Source organism: Ancylobacter mangrovi, assembly GCF_024752335.1.
Classification (GTDB): Bacteria; Pseudomonadota; Alphaproteobacteria; order Rhizobiales; family Xanthobacteraceae; genus Ancylobacter; species Ancylobacter mangrovi.
In genome coordinates, this window is the sequence record NZ_JANTHY010000006.1 from 44,495 (window position 1) to 69,271 (window position 24,777).

Here is a 24,777-nt window from a genome sequence, read left to right on the forward strand (position 1 = left end):
GCTTTGCGTGACATCGTGGAGATTGCGAAAAATATCAATAATCTAGCGCTATGACCGGGGCCGGACTGCGCTGGCTGCCGTGAAGGGCGCGCCGAGGCCGGACCGGTCCGGAGGAGATGCGTGCAGAACCTGCTGCTCACCATTGCGAGCGCCATCATCCTGGCGGTGGCGGCCGCCTTCGCGGCACCGCTCGTCATCGACTGGACGCAATGGCGCTCGACCTTCGAGGCCCAGGCGACGCGGATCGTCGGGGCCCCGGTGGTCATCGACGGACCGATCGAAGCGCGGATCCTGCCCGCGCCGCGGATCACCCTGCACGGGGTGACGGTCGGCGTCGACGAGGCCGGCACCGGCATCAAGGCCGAGGAGCTGAGCGGGCGGTTCTCGCTGGGCGCGCTGATGCGCGGCCAGGTGGTGGCCGAGCAGGTCGATCTCGTTCGTCCGCATCTGCGCCTCGTGCTCGACGCCGAGGGCCGCGTGGCGGCCCCGACCGGCGCCAATCGGCCGGCCGGCTTCAGCATCGCTGCGCTCGGCATCACCGACGGCACCGTCCAGATCCTCGACCGCGCCAGCGGCCGCGAGCTCGACCTCGATGCCGTCGATCTGAGCGGCGACGTCGGCGGGCTGACCGGTCCGCTGCGGCTCGACGGCGCGGTCGAGATCGGCGGGGTGCGGCGCAAGCTCCGCCTCTCGCTGGCCGAGCGGGCGCAGGACGGCACGGCGCGGCTGCGGCTCTCGGTTCAGGATATCGGCGACCCGGTCGCGATCGAGGCCGATGGCACGCTGAGCTTTGCCGCCGGCTCCCCGGTGTTCGAGGGGCGGGCCGCGCTCACCCGCGGCGGCGGTTCGCAGGCGCCGGCCCTGCGCGACAGCGACGGGGCGGTCGGCGGCGACCACCTGCTCGGCGCCTGGAGCCTCGCCGGGCGCGTGCGGGCGACCATGCAGTCGGCCGACGTCAGCGATCTCAGCCTGTCGCTGGGCATGTCCGACCACCCGGTCGAACTGTCCGGCAATGCGCGCTTCGTCGCCGGCACGGGGGTGAACGGGTCCGGTTCGCGGCTGCAGCTCTCGCTCGGCGCGCGGCAGATCGATCTCAACGCCGCAACCGGCAACGCGCCCCCGCTCGCCGCGATCGACGCCTTCGCGCGCACCGTGACGCCGCTGGCGGGGCTCGCCGACACCGGCTCGCTCGACCTCGCCAGCGACACGGTGCTGATGGGCAATTCGGCGATGCGCGAGGTGCGCGCCGGCCTCGACTGGTCGGCCGCGGGCTGGCGCGCGCGCACCGTGGAAGCGCGGCTGCCCGGGCGGGCCGCCGTTAAGCTTGCCGGCCGGCTGCCGCAAGCGGGCGCGGGCAAGGCTCCGTCCGGCACCGGCGGCGACCCAGCCGTGTTCGCCGGCACCATCGTGCTCACCGCCGAGGACCTGCAGGCCTTCGCCGCCTGGGCGGCGCCCGACGCGACGACGCTGCTCGCCGGCCTGCCGGACGGCGCGGCGCGGCTGGAGGCGGACATCGCGCTCGGCGGCGACCGGGTCGCGCTCGACCGGATCAACGCCACCATGGGGCCGGTGCGCCTGTCCGGCACCGGGGCCTATGTCTTCCCCGAGGCCGACAGCCGCGGGCAGCTCGATGCCGCGCTTTCCACCGAGCAGCTCGACCTCGACCCGCTGCTGCCGCCGCTGCGCCGGCTGCTCGGCTTCGGCGGCGAGCGCTTCGACCTCGCGCTCAGCTTCAGCGGCAGGGCGGTGAAGCTTGCCGGCGTCACCGTCGCGGGGATGGACGTCGCGCTGCACAGCAATGCGAGCGGGATCAGCATCGAGCGGCTGTCGCTCGCCGATCTCGCCGGGCTCAACCTCACCGGCTCGGGCCGCCTGGCCGCGCCCGGCGCCAACGGCAGCGAGACCGACGCCCATTTCACCGCGCGCCTGTCCGGCCCGCGCGCCGACGGCCTGCCGGCACTGGCGCAGGCGCTCGGCCTCGCCCCCGCCGCCACGCTCGCGCGCACGCTTGGCCCCGCGCTGGCCCCGCTCGATGTCGGGCTGACCCTCGCCTCGCGGACCGGGCGCATGACGCTGGAAGCGAAGGGCCGGCTCGGACAGGTGAGCGGCGACGTCAGCGCCGGTTTCGGCGGCGACCGGCCGCTCGACGGGCGCGCCACGCTCGACATCGCCGACGGCAGCGCGGTGCTCGGCGGGCTCGGCGTGCCGGGGCTGCGCGCCGGCCTCGGCGCCGCCCGGCTGGAGGCGACGCTCGGCTCCGGCTTCGATGGCCGCCTGAGCTTCGCCGGTGCCCAGCTCGCCGCGAAGGGAAAGCTCGGCTGGGACGATGACGGCCGGCTCTCGCCCGCCCTGACGCTCGACCTCGACGGCGCCGACCTCGCGCGGCTGTTTCCCGCCGTCGATGCCGGGGCGCCCGGCGCGCTTCCCGCGACGCTGCACGGCCGGCTGTCGCGTGACGGCGACAGCTGGAGCGTCGGCGAGCTCGCCGGCACGGTCGGCGGGCAGCGGCTGAGCGGGCGCGCCTCCTACACGCCTGGCCTGCCGCAGCCCTATGACGCGGCGCTCTCTATGGAGCGCTTCAGCTTGCCGGCCGCGCTGGCGCTGGTGAGCGGACATCCCGCCGTGAGGGCGGGCTCGAATGGCGGCTCGAACGGGCCCTGGCCGGACGGGCGCTTCGGGCCGGCCATGCTGGCGGACGTTCCCGCAACGGTGGCGCTCGATGTGGGCACCTTCGATCTTCCGGGCGGGCTCAGCCTTGCCGGGGCGCGGCTGAAGGCGCGGCTCGGCGATGGCGGGGCGGCGGTGGAGGAGATGACAGGCCGGCTGGCGGGCGGCAAGTTCTCCAGCCATTTCACGCTGCGCCGGCGCGGCGACGTCGCCCAGCTCGACGGGCGGCTCTCGCTCACCGACGCCAGTGGCGCGCAATTGCTGCAGGCGGCCGGCGTGCCGCGTCCCGACGTGCAGGGCAAGGTGTCGCTCTCGCTCGACGCGACCGCCAGCGGGGGCTCGCCGCGTGCGCTCGCCGCCTCGCTGCAGGGGCAGGGCAATATCGTCGTGGACGGGCTGGAGATCGCCTACACCGACCCGCGCGCGCTGCAATATGTGATGCTTGCCACCGAGCAGGGCCTGCCGCCGGACCAGGCGCGCACCGTGCAACTGCTCAATGAGGGCCTGTCGCGCGGGCCGCTGCGGCTCGACCGGGTCGAGAGCGCGCTCAGCCTCGTCAACGGCGTCGCGCGCAGCGCCACGGCGCGTGTCGCGGTCGGCGACCAGCGCTACGCCCTGACCTCCAGCCTCGACGTCGCCGCGCTGTCGTTCGAAAGCACGCTGGAGATCGACGACGTCTCCTCCGGCGACGGCCCGGCCTCGCCTGCGGCGGGCGTGCAGTGGCGCGGGCCGCTGGCGGCGCCGCAGCGGCGCTTCGACATCACCGGCCTCAGCGCCGCGATCAATCTGCGGGTGCTGGAGCGCGAGCGGAAGCGGCTCGAGGCCGATTACGGCCGCACCCCGTTGACCGATGCCGGACATTCAACCGACGCTGCACCGGCGACGCCCGCCGCGCCGACCCCCCAGCAGATGCCCGCTCCCCAGCAGGCGCCCGCGCAATCCGCGCCCGCCCAGCCCGCGCCGTCCCGGCAGGTGCAGACGCCGGTGCCCGTGCGGCCGCAGGCCCCGCCGACGCCGCGCGCGCCGCCGCCGGACCCGCTCTATCCCGCGCCGGGCAGCGCCGCCCCGCCGCTGGCGCCGCCGGTCGAGATTCCGCCCGACCCGCTGCGCAACCGCATCATCATGCCCCCGCTCGCGCCCTGAGCGCCGCGCTAGCCGTGCACGAACTCGTCCGCGCCATAGCCCTGCAGGTAGAGCAGCGCCGTGAGGTCGCCATGGTCGATCCGCACCGGCGCGCTCTCGGCCACCTTCGGCTTGGCGTGATAGGCGACGCCGAGCCCCGCCTCGGCGATCATGGCGAGGTCGTTGGCGCCGTCGCCCACCGCCAGCGTCGCTTCATGCGGAAGGCCGAGCGAGCCGCGCATGTCGGTGAGGGCGGCGAGCTTCGCCTCGCGGCCGAGGATCGGCTCCTCCACCAGCCCGGCGAAGGTCTCGCCGTCGGCGATGAGCACGTTGGCGCGGTGGGCGTCGAAGCCGATCAGCGCCGCTACCCGCTCGGTGAAGAGGGTGAAGCCGCCCGAGACCAGCAGCGTGTGCGCCCCGTGCGCGCGCATGGTGCGCACCAGCTCCGTCCCGCCGGGGGTGAGGCGGATGCGCTCGGCGATGACCGAGTCCACCACCGCCAGCGGCAGCCCCTTGAGCAGGGCGACGCGCTCGCGCAGCGCCGGCTCGAAGGCGATCTCGCCGCGCATGGCGCGCTCGGTGATGGCCGAGACATGGGCCTTCATGCCGGCATAGTCGGCCAGCTCGTCGATGCACTCCTGGCCGATCATGGTGGAATCCATGTCGGCGAGGAACAGCTTCTTGCGCCGCCCGGCGACGGGAAGTATCGCGACGTCGACCGGCGCCGGGGCGAGCGCCGCGCGCAGCGCCTCGCCGTCGGCATTGCCCGGCAGGGCGATTTCGGCCGCGACGCCGGCGGCGAGGACGCGCACCGCGCCGGCGCCCGGAAGGCTTGCGCGGGCGCGCGCGATCAGCGCCTCGTCGACCGCCGGGGCGGCCGGGTTGGAGATCAGCACGGCGACGTGGGAAGAAATATCGGTCATGACGGATCGGGCTGCAGGCTGCCGGTGCGGCGGCGGGGAGAGGCGGAAGGTGCGCGATGAAGCGCCGTGATGCGCGGATGACGGCGTGGCCGGACGCCATTTGCCGGCGGGCCGGCCGATGAGCGCGGCCGCCATCCGCCCGCGCGCGGTGCTTATCGCAGGGCCGACCGCGAGCGGCAAGTCGGCGCTCGCCCTGGCGCTGGCCGAGCGCAGCGGCGGCGTGGTGATCAACGCCGATTCGATGCAGGTTTACCGCGATCTGCGCATCATCAGCGCCCGCCCGACGCGGGAGGAGGAGGCGCGCGCGCCGCACCGCCTCTACGGCCATGTCGACGGGGCGCAGGACTATTCCGTCGCCCACTGGCTGGAGGATGCGCGGCGCGAGATCGCGGCGGCTTGGGAGGCGGGCCGCCTACCGATTCTGATCGGCGGAACGGGGCTCTATTTCAAGGCGCTCACCCAGGGGCTCTCGCCCATGCCGCCGGTGCCGCCCGAGATCCGCGCGCGGGTGCGCGGGCTGGGGGAGGATGCGGGCCGCCTCCACGCCCGGCTCGCCGCGCTCGATCCGGCGAGTGCCGAGCGGCTGCGCCCTTCCGACACGCAGCGGCTGATGCGCGCGCTCGAAGTGTTCGAGGCGACGGGGCGGCCGCTGGTCGAATGGCAGAAGGAGCGCGGCGCGGCGCCGCCGCTCCGGGAGGAAGAGACGGCGCGGCTGTTCCTCGCCACCGATCGCACGGCGCTTCGCGAGCGCATCGCCGGGCGCTTCCACGCCATGATGGCGGCCGGTGCGCTGGAGGAGGTGGCGGCGCTCGACGCGCGCCGCCTGCCCGAGGACCGCACCATCCTGAAGGCCCACGGCGTGCCGTGGCTGAGGCGCCACCTCGCCGGCGAGATCGGGCTTGAGGAGGCGATCGCGGGCGGCATCCTCGACACGCGGCGCTACGCCAAGCGGCAGGACACCTGGTTCCGCCACCAGCTTCAGGGCTGGACCACCCTGCCGGCCGAACTGGCGGGGCCATGGCTGGAGCAGCAGCTCGTATAGAGCCGCCGCCGAGCGACTGGCGCGAGACGTCGAGGGTCGTCAGGCCCGCGCGGTGCGGGCGCGGGGCGCGGGCAGGGGACGCCAGCGTAGCACCGCACTGCTCGCTACGGCGATGGCGAGGCCGGTGCCCACTACCCACCATGCGGGGCGGAGCGAATAGCTGAAGTCGAGATTGGCGGCGAGCACCCGCACCGGGTCGACCCCGGTCGCGGCGAGATACCAGCCGGCCTCCAGCAGGGCGGTGGCGAGGCCGGCGAGGAGGGCGAGCGCCACGAGATTGACGAAGCCCGTACCGTGCCCGGCGCGCTGCATCAGACGCCAGCCCATCAGCCACAAGAAGAAGCCGGCCATCAGCGTCGGCTCGGTGACGTCGAGCTTCTGCTGCATGAAGAAGTGCAGAAGGCCGAGCGCGACGATCGGGTAGACCAGCATGTGCAGGCGCGCCCAGCGCTCGGCGCCGAGCCGGCGGATCGCCCCGTCCCACGAGGTCGCGGCGAGCACCATGAGGCCGACAAGGGCGACGAAGCCGATGGTGAGGTAGATGCGCAGCACGATCTCGCGCGCGGCGGTCGTGAGGCTGCCGGTGTCGATCAGATAGAAGGAGAAGTGCACGGCGATGTAGAAGGCCGCGCCGACGCCCAATGTGCGGCGGGCGGCCAGCAGCTTCGGCCAGTTGAACAGCCGGCGCGCCGGCGTCACCGCCAGGGTGATCAGCAGCAGCCGGATGGTCCAGTCGCCGATGACGCGGATCACCTCCACCAGCGGGCGCGCGCTCAGCGCCGGCCCGGGTCCGTCGAGGCCGGGGGCACCAAGTCCGGGGCCACCCAGCCCCGGCGCACCCAGCCCGGGAGCGCCGAGCCCCGGTCCGCCGGCGCCCGGTGCGCCGATGCCGAACGGCTCCAGCGTGGTGAAGCCGCCGCTGAGCGCGCGGGCGATCAGCAGGGCGAGCGGGTACAGCACGATGAGAAGGGCAACGATCTTCTCGGGGCTGAGGCGGCCGTTTCGTTCGCGAAGGAAGGGCATGGTGGGGCAAGCGATGTGGTGAGGTCGGATGAAGAAGTGTCATCGACCATACGCAGCCTGCCCGCGCATTATTTCAAGCGCGCACCGCACGTTCCCGTGAAGCGGTCGTGCGAAACAGACGGACGAGGGCGTCCGCCTGCGCCGGCCGGTGGCTCACGCCTCGGGGCGGATGCGGGTGACGTGGCCCATCTTGCGGCCCGGCCGGGCCTCGGCCTTGCCGTAGAGATGAAGATGCGCCCCCGGCTCCGCCAGCACCTCGTGCCATGTGTCGGCCTCGTCGCCGATCAGGTTGGTCATCTCGACCCGGCCCAGCCGTTCGACCGCGCCGAGCGGCCAGCCGGCGATGGCCCGCACATGCTGCTCGAATTGCGAGGTGACGGCGCCGTCCAGCGTCCAGTGCCCGGAATTGTGCACGCGCGGGGCGATCTCGTTGACGATGACCGCCTGCTCGCCGCCCTCGACGACCAGGAACAGCTCCACCGCGAACACGCCGACATAGCCGAGCGCCTCGCCGATGTGTCGGGCGATCGCGCTGGCCGACGCCTCCACCGCGGGGGTGACGTCCGCCGGCACGGTGGAGCGGTGCAGGATGTGGTGACGATGCTCGTTCTCGGTCACCTCATAGGCAGCGAAGCGCCCGTCGGCGGTGCGCGCGGCGACCACCGAGACCTCGCGCTCGAACGGGACGAAGCCCTCGAGGATTGCCGGGTGCCGGCCGATCGCGGCGAAGGCGGCGGATGCGTCGTCGCCCTCGCGGATCATCACCTGCCCCTTGCCGTCATAGCCGAAGCGGCGGGTCTTCAGCACCGCCGGCCGGCCGATCTCGGCGAGCGCGGCCTCGAGCCCGGCTTCGTCGTCGACGGCGGCGAAGGGCGCGGTGCGGATGCCGAGGCCGGCGACGAAGCTCTTCTCTTCCAGCCGGTCCTGGGTGATGCCGAGCGCGCGCGGGCCCGGATGCACTGGCACGAAGGATTCGAGATGGCCGGCGGTCGCCACCGGCACGTTCTCGAACTCGTAGGTTACGACGTCGACCGTGCGGGCGAAGGCCTCCAGCGCGGCAAGGTCGTCATAGGCGGCGCTGCTATGCGCGTCGGCGACCTGGAAGGCGGGGTTGTCGCCGGCCGGGGCGAAGATGTGCGTCTTCAGGCCGAGCGGGGCGGCGGCGAGCGCGATCATCCGCGCGAGCTGGCCGCCGCCGAGAATGCCGATCGTGTTGCCGGGCTTCAGCATGGGCGCGCTCACGCCGGCCGCTCGGCCACGGCCTCGGTGCGGGCCGCGCGCCAGGCGTCGAGACGGGAGGCCAGGGCCTCGTCGGAGAGCGCCAGCACGGCGGCGGCGAGCAGGGCGGCGTTGGTCGCCCCCGCGCGGCCGATGGCGAGCGTGCCGACCGGAATGCCGGCGGGCATCTGCACGATGGAATAGAGGCTGTCGAGCCCGGACATGGTCTTCGATTCCACAGGCACGCCGAACACCGGCAGCGGGGTGAGCGCGGCCACCATGCCCGGCAGGTGCGCCGCCCCGCCGGCGCCGGCAATGATGGTCTTGTAGCCGGCCTCGCGCGCGCCCCTGGCGAAGGTGTACATCCGCTCGGGCGTGCGGTGGGCCGAGACGATCAGGCAGTCATGGGGCACTTCGAGGATGTCCAGCGTTTCCGACGCGTGGCGCATCGTCTCCCAGTCCGACTGGCTGCCCATGATGATGGCGATCGGCCGCGGTTCGGTGGCCGTCTCGGCCGTGGGCTCGCTCATGTCTGGTTCATTCCCCCGAAAAGAAGGCGCGGATTATAGGAATCGCGCCTGCCGCGGCAAGGCGGAACTGCGGCAGGGCGGCACTTGTGTGCCTCGGCGCCGGCGGCAGGCGCGCGGGCCGGATTTGCCGGCCGGCGGGGCGAAGCTGCGATCATGCTTAACATGACCTTTACTTCGTTCGGTCACAGTGCGTTGTCGGCACGGTTGGCCCTCGTCCCGGTGTGGCATGAGAGCGACGGCTGGCAGACAAGCGGGAACATTATCGTTTTCGTGAGTTGAACCGGTATGGACCCGCGATTGAAAGTGGCGGGCCCGCTATCCGCCTTGCAGGATGGTACGAGGGTGCGGAGAGGGTTTATGGTCGGGCGTATCGGGAAAGAGGCTGGGATGCGGCGCAACGGGCGTTATCTGACAGGGAGCGCGTGCGCGCTGGCGGTTTCGGTCGCGGCCGGCCTCGCCGTGGCGCTGGCCCATCCGCTGCCCGCCTGGGCGCAGGAGTTCTCCGGCGCGCCGATCGCCGTCGATCCGGCCGGCAACGGCACCGGCGACGCGGTCGCCGCTTTCGATCCCGCCGCCTCCGGCATGCAGGATACCGGGCAGGGCGCCTCGCTGCTGGCCTCGCCCGGCGACGAGCCGGCGCCGTTCGACATGAATGAGCACCGCCGGCCGGCCGTGCGCCAGCGCACCGCCGCGCTTTCGGCGCCGCCCGAGACGGTGCCGCCGGCCGAACCGGCCGCCGCAGTCTCCAACACGCCCGCTGCGCCCGCGAGCGAGGGCATGACGCCGGCGACGCCCTCGGTGGGCAACGGCGCGCCCGGCACCGGTGCCGCGACGCCCGGCTCCACCACCCCGGACGTCGCCACGCCGGCGGCCCCGACGCCCGGCGCTGTCACTCCCGGGGCGACCCCGGGCGCCACGACCCCGGCCACCGCCGAGCAGCCGCAGGCGCCCGGGCAGATGGTGCCGACCTATCTCTCCGATCTGCTGTCGAGCCAGGCCGGCCACTATGTGGCGCGCGAGAACGAGCGCCAGGCGCTGGTCGACTTCTACACGGCGCGCGACTACCGCCCGGCCTTCACCGCCGGCAGCGGCTTGTCGCCGCTCGGCAAGGCAGCGGTGGCGGCCTTCGCCGGCTCGTTCGCGGACGGGCTGAACCCGGCCGACTATGTGGCGCCCGCGCTGACGCCGGATGCGCCCGATGCGGCGGTGGCGGAAGCCGAGCTGCGTCTCGCCGGCGCGGCGCTGCTCTATGCGCGCCACGTGCAGAGCGGGCGCTTCGACCCCAAGCGCATCTCCGACAATATCGGCCCGAGCCCGACCGTGCCGGATCCGGCCGCGGTGCTGGCGCAGCTCGCCGGCTCGCCCGACCCGCGCGCGACCTTCGCGTCCTTCGCGCCGCAATATGACGAATACCGGCTCCTGAAGAGGCAGCTCGCGCGGCTGGAGAAGTCCGGGCCGGCGCTGCCGCCGCCGACCGTGCCGTCCGGCCCGCTGCTGCGCCCGGGCGACAGCGATCCGCGCGTGCCGGTGCTGCGCGAGCGGCTCGGCATCGGCGGGGCGCCGGAGGACACCACCTATGACGACCTGCTGGTCGAGGCGGTGCGCGACTTCCAGAGCATGGCCGGCCAGAAGGTGGACGGCATCGTCGGGCGCGACACGCTGAGCGCCCTCAACGAGAATTCCGCGCCCCAGGTCGCCGACGTGATCGCCAACATGGAGCGCTGGCGCTGGCTGCCGCACGAGGTGGCGCCCGCCTATGTGATGGTGAACATTCCCGAGTTCATGGTCCGCGTCGTCGTCAACGAGCAGACGGTGCACGAGACCCGGGTGGTAGTCGGCAAGCCGCAGAACCAGACTCCGCTCCTGACCCAGGACATGGAGTATGTGGTGTTCAACCCGTCCTGGCACGTGCCGCCCGGCATCATCCGCAAGGAGATGCTGCCGGCGCTGCGCGCCAACCCCTATGCGCTGGAGCGCCAGGGAATCGACGTGGTGCGCAACGGGCGCATCATCGATCCGGGCACGGTGGACTGGAGCCGCGGCACGCAGGGCTATTCGTTCCGCCAGCCGCCGGGCGAGCGCAACGCGCTCGGGCGCATGAAGTTCATGTTTCCGAACAAGTACGCGGTCTATCTACACGACACGCCGAGCCGCTCGCTCTTCAGCCGCGACTATCGCGCCTACAGCCATGGCTGCGTGCGCGTCTACGAGCCGCTGAAGTTCGCCGAGGTGATCTTCGGCCTCGGCCTGCCCAATGACGGATGGGGCGAGCAGCGCATCTCGCGGCTGATCGGCGGCAACGAGAAGTACCTCAACCTGAAGCAGCACATTCAGGTGAACCTCGTCTATTTCACCAACTTCGTGGATGCGAGCGGCCGGCTCGTCGCGCGCGACGACCTCTACGGCATCAACCAGGCGACCAAGACCATTCTCGGCCTCGACGGCACCAGCCGGGTCGCCGACCGGCGTGGCGTGATCTCCGCGCGCTGAGGGCGGACCACCTTCCCGAGAGTTCCGGATGGCGGGCGCACGGGCGCCCGCCGCTGCGCCGGCGATCAAATTCCACCTCGCCAAACCTGCCGCTCCGGCATCCTTCACCCGCAAGGAATGCCGCGTCGACGTGATTCGGCGCCGGCAAGTATGCGGCACTGCACGCATTTCATTCGGGGGTGGCAGTGGTCGCGCCGCGTGCCGAATGTGTCATTTTCAGCACGCGAAACCGGAAAGTGTCGATTATCACGGTAGTTCAGTATGAATTTGGCGTGATGGCACTCTTTCGCCACAGTCCGTTTCTAGCGAGGGAGGCAATAAGCGTGGGGGGTGGGCCGTAAACGGCCTCTTAACCAGACCCGACAAGACTGTATTCACCATGTACGTCACGGTCATGCGGACCGTGTCGTCTCGAGGAAACACTGTTGCTCGGGTCCAGGTTCGTGCGCATCATCCCGGCTCTACCTACTCGTCCTCTGATGAAGGCCGCGCTGCTGGCGGCGGCGGTCACATTGTGCAGCGCCGATCTGCTGGAGGACGCGGTCGCCAATGGCGATACCCGCACGCTCAGCTTCCACCATGTCCATTCCGGCGTCAGCGCGACCATCACCTTCAAGAAGGACGGGCGCTACGTTCCCTCCGCGCTGAAGCAGCTCAACGTGCTGATGCAGGACTGGCGGCTCAAGGAGCCGACCAACATGGACCCCCGGCTGTTCGACATCATCTGGGAGGTCTATCGCGACGTCGACGCGAGCCGCCCGATCGAGGTGATCGGCGGCTACCGTTCGCCCAGGACCAACGCCATGCTGCGCCAGCGCTCGCGCGGCGTCGCCAAGACCAGCCTGCACATGCAGGGCAAGGCGATGGACTTCTTCATTCCCGGCGTGCCGCTGGAGAAGATCCGCGAGGCGGGCCTGCGGCTTCAGCGCGGCGGCGTCGGCTTCTATCCGACCTCCGGCTCGCCCTTCGTCCATCTCGACACCGGCGGCATCCGGCACTGGCCGCGCATGACGCGCAGCCAGCTCGCCCGCGTCTTCCCGGACGGCAAGACCGTGCACATTCCGGCCGACGGCAAGCCGATGTCCGGCTACCAGGTCGCCCTCGCCGAGGTGGAGGCGCGCGGCAAGGAGCCGGGCGGCGCTGGCGCGAGCTTCGCCGGCCTTGCGGCGACCAACAACCCGAAGCCGCGCAAGAACCTCCTCGCCTCGCTGTTCGGCAAGGATGACGAGGACGACGACGCCGACAGCGGCGCTCCGGCGCCGGTGGTGACCGCGAGCGCCACGCCCGCCGCGGCTACGCCCGCGGCAGAGGCCCCGGCGTCCCAGGCTGAGGCGTCCGAGGCTCCCGCGTCGGTCGCGCTGGCCTCGGCCGCGCCGATCCCGATGCCCGTGCCCAATCCGCTGCCGCGCCTCGCCATGGCCGCGCCCGCCGTTCCGATGGACAAGCCCGCCGCGCCGGTTCTGGCCGCCGCCGTACCCTCGGCCATGCCCAAGCCCGCGCCCACTCCTGCGCCGGGCGTCGATCCCTCGCTGGCCGCTCTCGCGGCGGCGGTGCCGCTGCCGGAAGCCACGCGCGCCGCGCCGATGGTGGTGGCGAGCGCCGCGCCGGTGCCGCTCCCGCTCGCCCGTCCGGTCGAGGCCGATGGCGGGGCTGCCCTTCCCGAGGTGATTACGCGCGGCGCCGGCGGCGAAGGCGGCCCGGTGCTCGCCTATGCCTCCGCCGCGACCGGCTTCTATCCCCGCCCGCGCCTCCAGCCGGGACGCGTCCCCGCTCCGGCACAGGGCACGGCGTCGGCCGCGACGCCGAGCGCCGCGGGCCGGACCGGGCAGGGCCATTCGTCCGAGATGCAGGCCGAGATCCGGCGCCTGTTCAACGGGCCGACCGTCGCCCGCAATGTGCACCTGCGCCAGCCCGAGCTTCGCCGCTTCGCCAATTTCGTCGCCCCGCCGCGCTCGGTGGTGGCGGGCGGCTTCGGCGGCGACGGCTCCAACGGGCTGTCGACCTCGCGCTTCCAGGGCGCCGCCGTGGTGGCGGTGCCGGTGGTGGCGATGGTCTCCGGGCCGGCGCCTCTGCGCGACCCGCTCTGACGGCGACGTCTGCCGGCGATATCCGCCGGCAGTGCCGGGCTCAGCTGCCGCCGAGCATCCCTAGCGCCTGCATGTAGAGGTCCACGATGGCCTCGTGCTCGGCGCGCTGGTCGGCATCCTGCTTGCGGATCTTCAGAATCTCGCGCAGCGCCTTGGTGTCGAAGCCGTTGCCCTTGGCCTCGGCGAAGACGTCCTTGATGTCGTCGGCGATGGCCTTCTTCTCCTCCTCGAGGCGCTCGATGCGCTCGATGAAGGCCTTGAGCTGGTCCTTTGCGAAGCTCGCAGGGGCGTCGGAGACCGGCTGATCGTAGGAAATGTCGGACATGATGTCTCCCGGTTCTGCGCGCGCCCGCGCCCGCGCAGGCTCGAATTTCGGGCGGCGATGAGGACCCGAAGCGGAGCCCCGCGTCAAGGCGTGGCGACGCTGCGCGGCGCGCTGCACCCGCAATCCACCGTTCTTTGCGCCGATCCGCGCCGCCGCCATATCATGGCCGGATTGCTCGGGCGCGCCTCCCGCCTGCGGCGCGGTGACGGATCAGTGCCCGCCGGGGCCGGTGAAGGCGGCCTTCTGCGCCGGGCTCGCCTCGGCCTGATGGGTAGCCTTCCACTCCTCATAGGGCATGCCGTAGACGATCTCGCGGCTTTCGTCCTTGGTCAGCGGAAGCCCGCGCTCCTGCGCCGCGTCGAGGTACCAGTTGGACAGGCAGTTGCGGCAGAAGCCGGCGAGGTTCATCAGGTCGATGTTCTGCACGTCGCTGCGCGCGCGCAGATGCGCCACGAGGCGGCGGAAGGCGGCGGCCTCCAGCTCGGTGCGGGTCTTCTCGTCGATCTCGGTCATGTCGGCCTCCGGGGATCGGGCGCCGAGGGGCGCCGTTCACGGATAGATAGGCGGTACCGGGCCGGTGCGCGAGCCATAGGCGCGCCGCTCGTGCAGCAGCGGCTCGGCGAGGATGGCCGGCAGCAGCCCGGCAAGGCGGTCGGCCCAGGCCTGCTGGCCGGCCTCGTCGCCGATCAGGTCCTGCCGGATCTCGATCAGCGTGTGGGCGAGGCCGCGCGAGGTGCCGTGACGATAGAGGCAGTCATTGCGCAGCGCCCCGTCATAGGGTTCGTTGTCGCCGACGATGAGATCACCCGGCGCGCGCAGCGCCTCCAGCAGCGGGGCGGTGAAGCGCGGGTCGGCGTCCCACAGCAGCGCGACATGCCAGGGCCGGGGCACGCCGCGCCAGACCGGGGTGAAGCTGTGGACGGACAGGATCGCCGGAACCGTGCCGGCGGCGAGGGCGCGCGCGATCTCGGCCTCGATGGCCGCGTGATAGGGGCGGTGGAACAGGGCGAGCCGGCTCTCCACCTCGTCCGCGTCGGCATGGCGGTTGCCGGGAATGACCGCGCCGTCGGAGAGCCGCATGACGAGGGTCGGGTCGTCCTCGCCGCGGTTGGGATCGATCAGCAGCCGCGAGAAATGCGACAGCACGGCGGAACAGCCGAGCGTCGCCGCCAGCCGCCGCGTGACGCCGGCGACGCCGATGTCGTAGCCGATGTGCCGCTCCAGCTCGCCGGGCGGCAGGCCGAGCCCGTCATAGGCCGCGGGCAGCGCATTCGATGCGTGGTCGCAGATCAGCAGCAGGCCGGCCTCGGCGGCGCCGGGGATCACCTCGAAGGCGGGAAAGGAGGTCGGGTCGTCGATCGTTGCCGCCTCGTCACGACCTCCGTCATGATCGTCGGCACGATCTTCCCGGGAAAGGCGACGCATATTGGCCCAGTCGCGAACGATAAGATGACGCAGGATAGTGACGCAGCCCGCCGGGTGCCATAGGAATACGCGCGTTTCGTGTCGTGCACGGGTCGGATTCGGTGCCGGATTCCGTGCTGCGGCGCAGAAGGCGAAGGTAGAAGATGCGGCGGCCGAACCGCCGGGACAGCGGCTCGCAACGAGCAGGGTGGAATGAATGAGTGACGTTTCGGCGCGTGCCTTTCTCGATCGGCTGTTCACGGCGGCAGTTGCTGCCGCCCATCCTTCGACCTGCCTGCCGCCGGCCCTGCCGCCGCCGCCCGCGAGCGGTCGGCTGATCCTGCTGGCGGCCGGCAAGGCGGCCGGCTCGATGCTGGAGGTCGCCGAGACGCATTATCTCGACACGCTGGGCCTCGATCCCGCGCGGCTCGCCGGCGTCGGCGTCGCCCGCCACGGCTATGGCCGCCCGACGCGGCAGCTCGAAATGGTCGAGGCCGGCCATCCGATGCCGGACGCGGCGGGCCTCGGCGCGGCGCAGAAGGCGCTCGATCTCGCCGCCTCGGCGACCGCCGACGACCTGGTGCTGGTGCTGCTCTCGGGTGGCGCCTCGGCCAACTGGATCGCGCCGGCGGTCGGCGTCGAGCTCGACGACAAGCGCTCGCTGACCCGCGCGCTGCTGCGCTCGGGCGCGAACATCACCGAGATCAACACGGTCCGCAAGCATCTCTCGCGCATCAAGGGCGGTCGCCTCGCCGCGCTGGCCCAGCCGGCGAAGGTGGTGACGCTCTCCATCTCCGACGTGCCGGGCGACGATCCGGCGGTGATCGGCTCCGGGCCGACCGTGCCGGACCCGACGACGCTGGCCGAGGCCCGCGACGTGCTGGCGCGCTACCGCATCGACCCGCCGCCCTCGGTGGCGGTGGCGCTGCGCGACCCGGAGAACGAATCGCCCAAGCCCGGCGATCCCGCCTTCGCCAACAGTGAGTACCTTCTCGTCGCCCGCCCGGCCGATTCCTTCGTCGCCGCCGAGCGGATCGTGCGCGAGGAGGGGCTGGAGCCAATCCTGCTCGGCGACAATCTCGAGGGCGAGGCCCGCGAGGTGGCGGCGGCGCAGGCGGCCAAGGCCCGCGAGCTGAAGGCGGCGGGCAAGAAGGCGGTGCTGCTCTCGGGCGGCGAACTGACCGTGACCATGCGCGGCCAGGGCCGCGGCGGCCCGAACCAGGAATTCGCGCTGGCGCTCGCCGTCGCGCTCGAAGGGGCGGCGGGTATCTATGCGGTGGCCGGCGACACGGACGGCACCGATGGCGGCGGCGGCGACGCCTCCGACCCCGCCGGCGCCTATGTGATGCCCGACACGCTTGCGCGGGCGAAGGCGGCCGGTCTCGATCCTGCCGCCTTTCTCGCCAATAACGATTCCACGAGCTTCTTCGAGCCCTTGGAAGACCTGCTGACGCCAGGGCCGACCTGTACCAACGTCAATGACTTCCGCGCTGTATTCATCGACGATTGAGATCGCACCTGCCCGCCGGGGCGGGCGCCGGGCCGCGTCGCGCCGGTTGGGCGCGAGCGCGATTCGGCGCGCGCTGATCCCGGCGCTGGCGGCGGCGTCGATCTTCGCCGCGACGACGCCCGCCGCCGCCGATTTCCGCCTGTGCAACCAGTCGGCGAGCCGGGTGGGCATCGCGCTCGGCTACAAGGACGGCGACGTCTGGGCCACCGAGGGCTGGTGGAACATCGGCGCCAAGAGCTGCGAGACGCTTCTGCGCGGGGACCTCGTCGCCCGCTTCTACTATGTCTACGCGATCGACTACGACCTCGGCGGGGAGTGGTCGGGGAAGGCCTTCATGTGCACGCGGGAGAAGGAATTCACCATTCGCGGCATCCAGGACTGCCTCGCCCGCGGCTTCGACCGCACCGGCTTCTTCGAAGTCGACACGCACGAGCAGAAGAGCTGGACGGTGCAACTCACCGAGCCGAAGAACAAGCATCCCGACCAGACCGCCGGCGCCAATATCGACGCCCCGCCGCTGCCGCCGCCCAAGCCCTGACGGGCGCGGCCTGTCCGGCGCCCGTCGTTGCGGGCTCGCGGTGGGATTTCTGCCAGACATATGCATCCGCCGCGGCGCGACCTTTGCGCGTCGCCGCGCTGGTGGACCGCTGTGAGGCGTAGCGGCCATTCGTGCGCCGGATGAGCAAGCCGCCGAACCACCCACGAAAATCCGGCCGCACCGCCCTGCCATTCGGTAGAGCAAATCCCGCGACGCTCCGGGCTTCTCGCCAGGCGGCGTCGCGGGCGAAGGCGTCGCGCTAGTCGATCGGCAGCGCGGTGAAGCGCACCTGGCCCTCGGCGTCGCTGATCATCAGCAGGGCCGAGCGGCGACCGTCGGCTTTCAGCTCGTCGATGCGCTTGGAGATATCCTGCGGCGTCTCGGTGGCTTCCTGATTGACCTCGACGATCAGGTTGCCGGCCACGAGGCCGCGATCGGCGGCCGGCGTGTTGGGCTCGACCGAGACGATGACCACGCCCTTCAGCTCGTCCTTGATCTTGAACTTGGTGCGCAGCTCCGGGGTCAGCTCGCTCACTTCGAGGCCGAGCATCTTGGTGGTCTCGGCGGGGGTGGTGTCGGGCTGCTCCTTCGGGGTCTCGTCGGTGGCCTCGGTGTCGTCGCCCTCGTCAAGGCGGCCGACGACGAGCTTCAGCGTCTCCTCCTTGCCGCGGCGGACAACGACCACGTCGACCTCCTTGTCGACCGGCGTGTCGGCCACGATGATCGGCAGCGAGCGCATGTCCTTCACCTCGTGGCCGTCGAAGGTGACGATCACGTCGCCGGCCTTGATGCCGCCCTTGGCGGCCGGGCCGTCATCGGTGACCGAGCCGACCAGCGCGCCGTGCGGCTTGTCGAGCGACAGGCTCTCGGCGATGTCCGGCGTCACCTGCTGGATGCGCACGCCGATCCAGCCGCGCCGCGTCTCGCCGTACTCCTTGAGCTGGGCGATGACGGGCGTCGCGGTGTTGGAGGGCACGGCGAAGCCGATGCCGATGGAGCCGCCCGAGGGCGAGATGATGGCGGTGTTGATGCCGATCACGTCGCCGTCCATGTTGAACAGCGGGCCGCCCGAGTTACCCCGGTTGATGGCGGCGTCGGTCTGCAGGAAGTTGTCGTAGGGGCCGGAATTGATGTCGCGGTTGCGGGCGGAGATGACGCCTACGGTGAGCGTGCCGCCGAGCCCGAACGGGTTGCCGATCGCCATCACCCAGTCGCCGACGCGCAGCGAATCCGAATCGCCGAACTTCACCGATTTGAGCGTTTTGCCGGGCTCAGGCGTCACCTTGAGCAGGGCGAGGTCGATCTTGGTGTCGCGCCCGACCAGCTCCGCCTTCAGCTTCGAGCCATCGGCGAAATTGGCGTAGATCTCGTCGGCGTCGGCGATGACGTGGTTGTTGGTGACGATGAGGCCGGACGGGTCGATGACGAAGCCCGAGCCGAGCGAGGAGACGCGGCGCGGCGTCTGGTCCTCGCCCTGCTGCTGCCGGCGCTTGAAGAACTCCTCGAAGAACTCCTCGAAGGGCGAGCCGGGCGGCAGCTCGGGTGTGGGCACGCCCCGCGAGGGCGCGACCGTCTGCGAGGTCGAGATGTTGACCACCGCGTCCATCACCCGCTCGGCGGTGTCGGCGACCGTGTCCGGCCCCTTGGTCGAGGCGGCATGGCCGGCGGCCGGCATGAGGGCGAAGGCGCCCGCCGCCAGCGTGGCGGCGAGGAGGAGGGCGCCGGCGCGGCGCGGCAGGGAAAGAGGCACTGCCCGGGCGAACGCCTGCAGCGGTGCGAGGGGCGAAGCTTCGGCGTCCCGCTTGCGCCGCCCGAGACCGTGAACCCGCTTCGTCATGCTGCCTCCTTCGCGCCGCGGCGCCGTGCCCGGCGGGCCGCCCGGTTGGCCGGGATGTGCACCACCTCAGCGGGAGACGCTTAACCGGGACGCGGTCCGATGCAAGCCAAAACCACGCGAGGCAGACGCGACGTCAGGCCGCCTCGACGGGCCGGCCGCGGTCCGCCCTCGCGCACCTTCGTACCGAGGCCGTGACGGGCGCCGTCAGCCGCGAATCAGCCAGACGATGAGCAGGCCGATGACGGCGCCGGCCAGCCCCGTAATGCGCAAGGGCATGTCGGGAAGCTGGTCGATCGCCTCCATGGCGCGGCGTACGGCACCGGGTGCCGCCGCCAGCATCAGTCCCTCGATCACCAGCACGAGGCCGAGCGCGACGACGAGATCGGCCATGGCCCGCGCGTCAGTTCGCGGGGGCGGGGCTGGGCTGCGAGCCCGTCTCCGGGGCCGGCGTTGCCGCCGGACCGGAGGAAGCGGGTGCCGGTGCGGCGGAAGCGCTGGGCGCCGACGGCGCCCCGGTGCCCGCAGGGACCGGGTTGTTGAAGAAACGGAAGAAATCCGAATCGGGCGCCAGCAGCATCCGGGTGTCGCCGGACTTCATCGAGGCTTCGTAGGCCTGCATCGAGCGGTAGAAGTCGAAGAAGTCCTTATCCTTGCTGTAGGCTTGGGCGAAGATCTCGTTGCGCTGGGCCTCGCCTTCGCCGCGCAGCTTGTCGGCGGTGGCGTTGGCCTCGGCGACGATGACGGTGGAATCGCGGTCGGCGCGGGCACGGATGGCCTGCGACGCCTCGCCGCCCTGGGCGCGGATCTCGGCCGCCTCGCGCTGACGCTCGGTCTGCATGCGCTGGAACACCGCCTGGCTGTTCGCCTCCGGTAGGTCGGCGCGGCGGATGCGCACGTCGAGGATGTTGATGCCGAAATTCTGCGCCTCGCGGTTCACCTGGTCGCGGATGCGGCCCATCAGCGCCTCGCGCTGGTCGCGCACCACCTCGATGAAGGTGGCTTCGCCCAGCACGCGGCGCAGCGCCGAGTTGAGGATGGTGGCGAGGCGCGAATTGGCACCCTCCACTGTGCCGACCGACTGGTAGAAGCGCAGCGGATTGACGATGCGGTAGCGCGCGAAGGCGTCGACCACGAGCCGCTTCTGGTCGGCGGCGATCACTTCCTGCGAGGGGTTCTCGAGGTCGAGGATGCGCTTGTCGACCAGGATCACGCTGTCGACCAGCGGGATCTTGGCATTGAGGCCGGGCTGCTCGATCACGCGCACCGGCTCGCCGAAGCGCAGCACCAGTGCCTGCTGGGTCTGGTAGACCTGGAACAGCGCCGAATAGAGGACGATCAGGACGGCGGCGGCGAGAATGGCGAGGATGAGGCCGATGCTGTGCTTCATTTCGCGGCTCCCTGCGTGGCCGGGGCCGGCTTGGCGGAGGATGGGCTGAGCGCGCCGAGCGGCAGGTAGGGTACGACCCCGTTGCCGCTCGCCTTCTGGTCGATGATGACCTTGTCCATGCCGCCGAAGACACGTTCCATGGTTTCGAGATAGAGGCGCTGACGGGTCACTTCCGGCGCCTTCTGGTATTCGGCCAGCACGCTGAGGAAGCGCGAGGCCTGGCCGCGCGCCTCGATGACCGCGCGCTCCTTGTAGCCTTCGGCGCCCTGGGTGATGCGGGCGGCCTCGCCGCGGGCCTCGGGCACGACGCGGTTGGCGTAGGCCTGGGCCTCGTTCTGCAGGCGCTCGGCGTCGGCGCGCGCGGCCTGCACGTCGCGGAACGAGTCGATGACCTGCTGCGGCGGGTCGACCTTCTGGAGCTGGACCTGGGTGATGAGGACGCCGGACTGGTAATCGTCGAGGGTCTTCTGCATCAGCTCGTGCACGGCGGTCTCGATGTTCTGGCGCGCGCCGGTCAGGATCGGCTGGATGTTCGTGCGCCCGACCACCTCGCGCATCGCGCTCTCGGCGACCGCCTTGATGGTGCCTTCGGGATTCTGGACGTTGAACAGGAAGTTGGCGGCGCCAATGTCCTCGGTCGAGCCGGCGGCGGCGGGCTTCACCATCCAGAACACGGCGAAATCGACGTCGACGATGTTCTCGTCGCCGGTGAGCATCAGGCTCTCCTCGGCGACGTCGCGCATGGCCGCGCCGCGACGGGGGTCGTCGCCGGTGCGGATGCCGATGTCGATGCGGTTCACGCGCGTGACCTGCGGGGTCAGCACGGTCTCGATCGGGTAGGGCAGGTGGTAGTTCAGGCCGGGATTCGAGGTCGCGACGAAGCGGCCGAAGCGCAGGACCACGCCCTGCTCGTCCGGCTCCACGCGGTAGAAGCCCGACAGCAGCCACGCGACGATGGCGAGGGCGACGACGAGGATGATGCCCTTGCCGCTGCCGAAGCCGCCGGGCATCGCACTGCGCAATTTTTCCTGGCCGCGGCGGATCAGGTCTTCGAGATCGGGAGAATTTGGTCCCGGCGATTGCGGGCCGGTGCCCCAGGGACCGCGCGGACCGCTGCCCCACGGTCCACCGCTCTGGTTCTTCCACGACATTGCGCGGCTACTCCGTTTGCGTGCCCGATCGCCCAGGCCCGCATACGCAGAACCGTGAGACGCCACCGTGCAGATCGATTCCGCGCTCTCCTTAGCGAGAAACGCGGGCGAGGCGGTTATAGGTGACGAGACACCGGGTTACAACGCGCCGTCGCGTGGCGTCATATGGGAATGTACGAAATGTTACGCAACGGTAGACCGCACGGGCATGCTGCGTTCGCCGTGATCGGCGCCGTCGCGCATGTTGGGAGAGTTGCGATAGTGGGCAAGCACATAGAGCCGTATCGCCGATGAAAGATTGCCCTGGTTCCGACCGGAATCGATGGAGGCGACGATCTCCGACAGCGTACTGCGCCGATTTGAGGCGATCTCCTTGAGCGCATCCCAGAACTGATCTTCAAGGCTTACGCTCGTCTTGTGCCCGGCAATAACGATCGACCGCTTCACCACAGGGCTCTTCATGTTTCATCCTCTCGAATTCGCCTATGGCCGTCCAGCAAGTTCGCCCGGCGCTGCTCCTGGGCAGACTCCGCCGTTTTCTGCGCCTTCGACCGGCCAAACTCCAAACGCCTGATCGCGGCAATTTGTTCCGCGGCTTCGCGACGAAGGCGCTTGCGATGTCGATGAAGGTTGATCAGATCCGCCATAAGTAGAATAATACCGCATCCGCCCAGATTGCTCTTCCGATATACCTCTAGTGCAGCAATTTGACCGCATACAGACTTTTTTTTGTCCGTGATTTGGTGGCCGGAAACCATTCGCCGGGCGGGCAGCCCCATCGTGAGTCGCGAATCTGTAGGTAATAGGCTTATCTCTACCTTGCGTTGCTTGAACTGCTCGGTTCAGTCTAGTCAGGTTGCGGACGGGAAGGGGTCACTTTCGCGCCGTGCAAGGCGGCGCAAGGCGTCGCGGCACGCCGGCGCCGCTCCCGGGCGCATCACGGCCTCGTGAAACGGGGTTGATATCTGCGTTTTCGGCTGGTCCGCCCACTCTCCGCAGGGCGCATTTGCGGGGCCTGCCCCGCATGCTAAACCCGGCCGCGCCCCAGGCCCTCGTGCCCGATTGGGACGGTTTTAAGGACGCGCTGATCCGAGAGGCTAAGAAATCATGAGCAAGACCCGCATCGAAACCGACACGTTCGGTCCCATCGAGGTGGAGGCGGACAAGTACTGGGGTGCGCAGGCTCAGCGCTCGCTCGGAAACTTCAAGATCGGCTGGGAGAAGCAGCCGCTGCCGGTGGTTCGCGCGCTCGGCGTCATCAAGCGGGCCGCGGCCGAGACCAATCTCGAGCTCGGCAGGCTCGACCCGGAGCTCGCCCGCGTCATCGTCGCCGCCGCGCAGGAGGTGATGGAGGGCAAGCTCGACGCCCATTTCCCGCTCGCCGTCTGGCAGACCGGCTCGGGCACGCAGTCGAACATGAATGCCAACGAGGTTATCTCGAACCGCGCGATCGAGATGCTGGGCGGGACGATGGGCTCCAAGAAGCCGGTCCATCCCAACGACCACGTCAATATGAGCCAGTCCTCCAACGACACCTATCCGACGGCAATGCACGTCGCTTGCGCGGAGGAGATCGTCCACCGGCTGGTCCCGGCGCTTCAGAAGCTGCGCAACGCGCTGAACGACAAGGCGCAGCAGTGGAAGGACATCATCAAGATCGGCCGCACCCACACGCAGGACGCGACGCCGCTCACCCTCGGCCAGGAATTTTCCGGCTACACCCAGCAGGTTGAGAACGGCATCGCCCGGATCGAGCAGACGCTGCCCTCGCTGATGGAACTCGCCCAGGGCGGCACGGCGGTCGGCACCGGGCTCAACGCGCCGGTCGGCTTCGCCGAGAAGGTGGCGGAGCGGATCGCCGCCATCACCGGGCTTCCCTTCACCTCGGCGCCGAACAAGTTCGAGGCTCTCGCCGCCCATGACGCGATGGTGTTCTCGCACGGCGCGATCAACACGGTCGCGGTGTCGCTGTTCAAGATCGCCAACGACATCCGCCTGCTCGGCTCCGGCCCGCGCTCGGGCCTCGGCGAGCTCGCCCTGCCGGAGAACGAGCCGGGCTCCTCGATCATGCCCGGCAAGGTGAACCCCACCCAGTGCGAGGCCCTGACGCAGGTGTGCGTGCAGGTGTTCGGGAACAATGCGGCGCTCAGCTTCGCCGGCAGCCAGGGCCATTTCGAGCTCAACGTCTACAACCCGGTGATGGCCTACAACTTCCTTCAGTCGGTGCGGCTGATGGCGGACGCCGCGGTGAGCTTCACCGACAATTGCGTCGTCGGCATCGAGGCGCGCGAGGACAATATCGAGGCGGCGCTGGAGCGCTCCTTGATGCTTGTCACGGCGCTGGCGCCGAAGATCGGCTACGACAATGCCGCCAAGATCGCCAAGACCGCGCACAAGAACGGCACCACGCTGCGCGAGGAAGCGGTCGGCGGCGGCTATGTGACGAACGAGGAATTCGACGCAATCGTGCGGCCGGAGAAGATGATCTCGCCCGGTTAACAGGCGTTCAGTTACATGAATGGCTGTTCATCTAAGTATCCGTAAGTTTCTACTGGAACATTACGGAAGTTTCACTTGGTAAGTTGCCGGTCGTGCGTCAGCATTGGCCTCACTTCGAAAGGAGATGAGGCCAATGAAACGCACGATCATTGCTGCTGCCGCAACTGCCCTTCTGGCGAGTGCCAGCTTTGCGGTCGCCCAATCGAACAACGCCGAGGCCCCCAAGCCGCCGACGGCCGAACAGCGGGCGGCGAATGCCGACGCGATGGCCGATGCGCGCATCGCGGCGCTGAAGGCGGGCCTGCGGCTGACGCCGGAGCAGGAGAAGCTGTGGCCGGCGCTCGAGACCGCGCTGCACGACTACGCCAAGGAGCAGTCCGGCTGGCGCCAGGAATGGCGTGAGCAGCACCGCGACTGGCGCGAGCAGCACCAGGCGATGCGCGGGCCGGGCCGGCCGGGTCCGGACGGCAAGCCGGCGCCGGGCCCCGGTGCGCCGCCTCCCGGCGCGCCCGGTCCCGACATGGGCCAGGCGCCGGGCGCGGGTCCCGATGCGGGTCCCGGTCCCCGGATGGGTGCCGGCCCCGCCGGTCCGGGTGGTCCGCACGGCGACGCCGTCGCCCGTCTGGAGAAGCGCGCCGACAGCATGGTCGAGCGGGGTACGGCCCTGAAGAAGCTCGCCGATGCCGCGGAGCCGCTCTACGGCACGCTCGACCAGGGCCAGAAGTTCCGCTTCAACCTGCTGTTCCGCGAGGCGCAGCAGGGCGGCTTCGGCCACGGTCCGCACCATGGCTGGGGTCCCGGCGGGCACGGCAAGGGCTTCGCCATGATGGGCGGGCGCGGCCACGGCCCGTGCGGCCCGGGCATGGGCCGGGGACCCGGAATGGGGCCTGGCATGGGTCCTGGGATGGGTCCTGGGATGGGTCCCGGCATGCACAACGGCATGGGGCCGGGCATGATGAACCCGGATGGCGGGCCGGCCGATGACGAGGGCGACACCCTCTGATCGCGGCACACGGACGGGGAT

21 protein-coding genes are annotated in these 24,777 nt (G+C 70.7%); 8 read left to right on the plus strand and 13 right to left on the minus strand.

The annotated features are described in order from the left end of the window. The first annotated feature begins 120 nt into the window (after positions 1 to 120). Positions 121 to 3,810 carry an AsmA family protein gene (locus tag NVS83_RS15620; protein WP_258740157.1) on the plus strand — a complete coding sequence of 1,230 codons (3,690 nt, stop codon included), beginning with the start codon at positions 121 to 123 and terminating at the stop codon, positions 3,808 to 3,810. 8 nt (positions 3,811 to 3,818) lie between these two features. On the opposite strand, the gene serB is transcribed toward NVS83_RS15620, so the two are convergent. After that, positions 3,819 to 4,712 (minus strand): phosphoserine phosphatase SerB, encoded by an 894-nt coding sequence (serB, locus tag NVS83_RS15625; protein WP_258740158.1) that lies wholly within the window; start codon positions 4,710 to 4,712, stop codon positions 3,819 to 3,821. Positions 4,713 to 4,830: 118 nt separating this feature from the next. Here serB and miaA point away from each other — a divergent pair, with 118 nt between their 5' ends. Then, positions 4,831 to 5,754 carry a tRNA (adenosine(37)-N6)-dimethylallyltransferase MiaA gene (miaA, locus tag NVS83_RS15630; RefSeq protein WP_258740159.1) on the plus strand — a complete coding sequence of 308 codons (924 nt, stop codon included), beginning with the start codon at positions 4,831 to 4,833 and terminating at the stop codon, positions 5,752 to 5,754. Positions 5,755 to 5,793: 39 nt separating this feature from the next. On the opposite strand, the gene NVS83_RS15635 is transcribed toward miaA, so the two are convergent. From NVS83_RS15635 to purE, 3 genes are all read right to left on the minus strand, one after another. Continuing rightward, the gene (locus NVS83_RS15635; protein WP_258740160.1) at positions 5,794 to 6,777 is read right to left on the minus strand and encodes a protein-methionine-sulfoxide reductase heme-binding subunit MsrQ; all 984 of its coding nucleotides are present in this window, start codon (positions 6,775 to 6,777) and stop codon (positions 5,794 to 5,796) included. Positions 6,778 to 6,930: 153 nt separating this feature from the next. Further along, on the minus strand, positions 6,931 to 8,007 hold the full coding sequence (locus NVS83_RS15640) for a 5-(carboxyamino)imidazole ribonucleotide synthase (RefSeq protein ID WP_374115081.1): 1,077 nt from the start codon (positions 8,005 to 8,007) through the stop codon (positions 6,931 to 6,933). Positions 8,008 to 8,015: 8 nt separating this feature from the next. Beyond that, positions 8,016 to 8,525, minus strand: a complete 510-nt coding sequence (purE, locus tag NVS83_RS15645) for a 5-(carboxyamino)imidazole ribonucleotide mutase (RefSeq protein ID WP_258740162.1) — start codon at positions 8,523 to 8,525, stop codon at positions 8,016 to 8,018. Positions 8,526 to 8,912: 387 nt separating this feature from the next. Between purE and NVS83_RS15650 the strand changes: the two genes are divergently transcribed. Together NVS83_RS15650 and NVS83_RS15655 are read left to right on the plus strand one after the other, a co-directional pair. After that, the gene (locus NVS83_RS15650; RefSeq protein ID WP_258740163.1) at positions 8,913 to 11,015 is read left to right on the plus strand and encodes a L,D-transpeptidase scaffold domain-containing protein; all 2,103 of its coding nucleotides are present in this window, start codon (positions 8,913 to 8,915) and stop codon (positions 11,013 to 11,015) included. A gap of 425 nt (positions 11,016 to 11,440) precedes the next feature. Beyond that, positions 11,441 to 13,102, plus strand: coding sequence for a peptidoglycan L,D-endopeptidase MepK (locus NVS83_RS15655; protein ID WP_309486207.1), 1,662 nt, complete (start codon positions 11,441 to 11,443; stop codon positions 13,100 to 13,102). Positions 13,103 to 13,142: 40 nt separating this feature from the next. Here the strand turns inward: NVS83_RS15655 and NVS83_RS15660 are convergent, their stop codons facing one another. The 3 genes from NVS83_RS15660 to NVS83_RS15670 form a co-directional block, all read right to left on the minus strand. Next, positions 13,143 to 13,427: a DUF2312 domain-containing protein gene (locus NVS83_RS15660; protein WP_258734685.1), complete on the minus strand. Its 285-nt coding sequence runs from the start codon at positions 13,425 to 13,427 to the stop codon at positions 13,143 to 13,145. Between the two features lie 210 nt (positions 13,428 to 13,637). Beyond that, positions 13,638 to 13,940 (minus strand): DUF1244 domain-containing protein, encoded by a 303-nt coding sequence (locus NVS83_RS15665; protein ID WP_258740164.1) that lies wholly within the window; start codon positions 13,938 to 13,940, stop codon positions 13,638 to 13,640. Between the two features lie 36 nt (positions 13,941 to 13,976). Then, the gene (locus tag NVS83_RS15670) at positions 13,977 to 14,852 is read right to left on the minus strand and encodes an N-formylglutamate amidohydrolase (protein WP_258740165.1); all 876 of its coding nucleotides are present in this window, start codon (positions 14,850 to 14,852) and stop codon (positions 13,977 to 13,979) included. A 196-nt stretch (positions 14,853 to 15,048) separates the two neighbouring features. Between NVS83_RS15670 and NVS83_RS15675 the strand changes: the two genes are divergently transcribed. Together NVS83_RS15675 and NVS83_RS15680 are read left to right on the plus strand one after the other, a co-directional pair. Then, positions 15,049 to 16,341, plus strand: coding sequence for a glycerate kinase type-2 family protein (locus NVS83_RS15675; protein WP_258740167.1), 1,293 nt, complete (start codon positions 15,049 to 15,051; stop codon positions 16,339 to 16,341). Continuing rightward, on the plus strand, positions 16,310 to 16,879 hold the full coding sequence (locus NVS83_RS15680; RefSeq protein ID WP_258740168.1) for a DUF1036 domain-containing protein: 570 nt from the start codon (positions 16,310 to 16,312) through the stop codon (positions 16,877 to 16,879). The genes NVS83_RS15675 and NVS83_RS15680 overlap by 32 nt, the downstream gene beginning before the upstream one ends. A gap of 259 nt (positions 16,880 to 17,138) precedes the next feature. On the opposite strand, the gene NVS83_RS15685 is transcribed toward NVS83_RS15680, so the two are convergent. The 6 genes from NVS83_RS15685 to NVS83_RS15710 all read right to left on the minus strand — a co-directional run bounded on the left by NVS83_RS15685 (position 17,139) and on the right by NVS83_RS15710 (position 22,033). After that, positions 17,139 to 18,716 (minus strand): Do family serine endopeptidase, encoded by a 1,578-nt coding sequence (locus tag NVS83_RS15685; RefSeq protein ID WP_374115074.1) that lies wholly within the window; start codon positions 18,714 to 18,716, stop codon positions 17,139 to 17,141. A gap of 204 nt (positions 18,717 to 18,920) precedes the next feature. Beyond that, positions 18,921 to 19,106 (minus strand): DUF2065 domain-containing protein, encoded by a 186-nt coding sequence (locus NVS83_RS15690; protein WP_258740169.1) that lies wholly within the window; start codon positions 19,104 to 19,106, stop codon positions 18,921 to 18,923. Between the two features lie 10 nt (positions 19,107 to 19,116). Beyond that, positions 19,117 to 20,103 (minus strand): protease modulator HflC, encoded by a 987-nt coding sequence (gene hflC, locus NVS83_RS15695; protein ID WP_258740170.1) that lies wholly within the window; start codon positions 20,101 to 20,103, stop codon positions 19,117 to 19,119. Further along, a complete protein-coding gene (hflK, locus tag NVS83_RS15700; RefSeq protein WP_258740171.1) occupies positions 20,100 to 21,254 on the minus strand; it encodes an FtsH protease activity modulator HflK in 1,155 nt (384 codons plus the stop codon). Before hflK ends, hflC begins: the two co-directional genes overlap by 4 nt. A 183-nt stretch (positions 21,255 to 21,437) precedes the next feature. Beyond that, positions 21,438 to 21,716, minus strand: a complete 279-nt coding sequence (locus NVS83_RS15705) for a ribbon-helix-helix domain-containing protein (RefSeq protein ID WP_258734693.1) — start codon at positions 21,714 to 21,716, stop codon at positions 21,438 to 21,440. Further along, positions 21,713 to 22,033 carry a DUF4169 family protein gene (locus NVS83_RS15710; protein ID WP_258740172.1) on the minus strand — a complete coding sequence of 107 codons (321 nt, stop codon included), beginning with the start codon at positions 22,031 to 22,033 and terminating at the stop codon, positions 21,713 to 21,715. The genes NVS83_RS15705 and NVS83_RS15710 overlap by 4 nt, the downstream gene beginning before the upstream one ends. Positions 22,034 to 22,361: 328 nt before the next feature. On the opposite strand from NVS83_RS15710, the gene fumC reads away from it, so the two are divergent. Next, positions 22,362 to 23,753 carry a class II fumarate hydratase gene (gene fumC / locus NVS83_RS15715; protein ID WP_258740173.1) on the plus strand — a complete coding sequence of 464 codons (1,392 nt, stop codon included), beginning with the start codon at positions 22,362 to 22,364 and terminating at the stop codon, positions 23,751 to 23,753. 133 nt (positions 23,754 to 23,886) lie between these two features. After that, positions 23,887 to 24,756, plus strand: a complete 870-nt coding sequence (locus NVS83_RS23465) for a hypothetical protein (protein ID WP_309486208.1) — start codon at positions 23,887 to 23,889, stop codon at positions 24,754 to 24,756. Positions 24,757 to 24,777: the final 21 nt, after the last annotated feature.